The organism is Mycobacterium sp. 1245801.1, from assembly GCF_001673055.1.
In the GTDB taxonomy this organism is placed as follows: domain Bacteria; phylum Actinomycetota; class Actinomycetes; order Mycobacteriales; family Mycobacteriaceae; genus Mycobacterium; species Mycobacterium europaeum_A.
On sequence record NZ_LZKY01000342.1, the window covers coordinates 1 to 2,410 of the forward strand.

At 65.8% G+C, this 2,410-nt stretch carries 2 protein-coding genes; one reads left to right on the top strand and one right to left on the bottom strand.

Annotated elements, in window-relative coordinates:
* Nucleotides 1-109 precede the first annotated feature (109 nt).
* Nucleotides 110-1,945: an acyl-CoA dehydrogenase gene (locus A5622_RS21220; protein WP_066866207.1), complete on the bottom strand. Its 1,836-nt coding sequence runs from the start codon at nt 1,943-1,945 to the stop codon at nt 110-112.
* Between the two features lie 210 nt (nt 1,946-2,155).
* Between A5622_RS21220 and A5622_RS21225 the strand changes: the two genes are divergently transcribed.
* A partial coding sequence (locus A5622_RS21225; protein ID WP_197508068.1) for a 2-oxoglutarate and iron-dependent oxygenase domain-containing protein occupies nt 2,156-2,410 on the top strand: 255 nt, incomplete at its 3' end.

Sequence of the window (2,410 nt, forward strand, 5' to 3'; positions counted from 1 at the left end):
TCCAGCGGCGGCCTTTTTGCTGTCCGGCAGGCCTTTCATCGCTGCGGCGAACGCAAATCCCCCGCTCCGACCAGGCGAAGCGGGGGATTCATGCGTTGCCGTCGAGGGCCTAGAAGGCGGCCTCGTCGAGCTCCATGATGTCGTTGTCCAGCGTGTCGATGACCTCGCGGGTGCTGGTCAGCAACGGCAGGAAGTTCTTCGCGAAGAACGACGCCACCGCGATCTTGCCCTCGTAGAAGGACCGCTCATCGCCGCTGGCACCGGCATCCAGCGCCGCCACGGCGACCGCCGCCTGACGCTGCAACAGCCAGCCGATGACCAGGTCACCGACGCTCATCAGGAAGCGCACCGAACCCAGGCCCACCTTGTACAGGCTGGTCACGTCCTCCTGCGCCGCCATCAGGTAGCCGGTCAGCGTGGCCGCCATCGCCTGGACGTCGGTCAGGGCCTTGGCCAGCAGCTCGCGCTCGGTCTTCAGCCGGCCGTTGCCGGACTCGCTGTCGACGAACTTCTGGATCTGCTCGGACACGTGCGCCAGGGCCACACCCTTGTCGCGGACGATCTTGCGGAAGAAGAAGTCCTGCGCCTGGATGGCGGTGGTGCCCTCGTAGAGCGAGTCGATCTTGGCGTCCCGGATGTATTGCTCGATCGGGTAGTCCTGCAGGAAGCCGGATCCACCGAAGGTCTGCAGGCTCTCGGTGAGCTTGGCGTACGCCTGCTCCGAGCCCACACCCTTGACGACCGGCAGCATCAGGTCGTTGACCTTGACCGCCAGCTCGGCGTCCACGCCGTGGATCGCCTCGGCGACCGCCGCGTCCTGGTAGGTGGACGTGAACAGGTACAGCGCGCGCAGACCCTCGGCGTAGGCCTTCTGGGTCATCAGCGAACGGCGCACGTCCGGGTGGTGCGTGATGGTCACCCGCGGTGCGGTCTTGTCGGTCATCTGGGTCATGTCGGCGCCCTGGACGCGCGACTTCGCGTACTCGAGCGCGTTCAGGTAGCCCGTCGACAGGGTGGCGATGGCCTTGGTGCCGACCATCATGCGGGCCTGCTCGATGACCTCGAACATCTGCGCGATGCCATTGTGCACCTCGCCGACCAGCCAGCCCTTGGCGGGGACGTCGTGCTGGCCGAAGCTCAGCTCGCACGTCGCCGAGACCTTCAGGCCCATCTTGTGCTCGACGTTGGTGACGAAGACGCCGTTGCGCTCGCCCAGCTCGCCGGTCTCGAAGTCGAACAGGAACTTGGGCACGAAGAACAGCGACAGCCCCTTGGTGCCCGGTCCGGCGCCCTCGGGGCGGGCCAGCACCAGGTGGAAGATGTTCTCGAACAGGTCGCCGGAGTCGGCGGAGGTGATGAACCGCTTCACACCGTCGATGTGCCAGGAGCCGTCCTCCTGCTTGACGGCCTTGGTCCGCCCGGCGCCCACGTCCGAACCGGCGTCCGGCTCGGTGAGCACCATGGTCGAACCCCAGCCGCGCTCAGCGCAGATGACGGCCCACTTCTTCTGCTCCTCGGTGCCGAGGTGGTACAGGATGTTGGCGAAGCCTGCGCCGCCGGCGTACATCCACACGGCGGGGTTGGCGCCGAGCAGGTGCTCGTGCAGCGCCCACACCAGCGCCCGGGGCATCGGCATGCCGCCGAGCACCTCGTCGATGCCGACCTTGTCCCAGCCGGCCTCGATGACGGACTGGACTGACTTTTTGAAAGATTCCGGCAGGGTCACCGAGTGCGTCTTCGGATCGAACACCGGCGGATTGCGGTCACCCTCGACGAAGGAGTCGGCGACCGGCCCCTCGGCCAGCCGGCTGATCTCGTTCAGCATTTCTTGGGCTGTGTCGGCGTCCAGGTCGGCGTATTCGCCCTGGCCCAGCGCCTTGTCAACGCCCAGAACTTCGAACAGGTTGAATACCTGGTCGCGGACGTTGCTCTTGTAGTGGCTCACTACGGTCCTCCTCGTTGAGAATGCCACTTGTGGTTGGGTACTAGGTCTAAGTTACCCACCAGTAACAAGACCTAAAATATCGCTCGCGTCAGTGGGATGCAAGTCAATGTGAGCTAGATTTCATTGCCTAATTAACCAACCGGTTGGGAAGCTGCTGGTCATGCCGTTGAAATCCGATCTACCTGCGGCGATGATCCGCACGTGACCGGTGTGCGCGGCGTCACTGCGCCGCCCGGCGAGGTGCCGACGGTGGACCTGCGGGCCGATGCCGCGCTGCTGCGCCGCGGGCTGCGGGACGCCGGCCACGAGGTGGGCTTCTTCTATTTGACCGGTCACGGGGTGGCGCCGGACCTGGTGGGACGGATGCTGGACGCGGCGCGCCGGCTCTTCGAGCTGCCCCAACCGGACAAGGACGCCATCGCGATGGTGCGCAGCCCCCATTTCCGTGGCTACACCCGGCTCGGC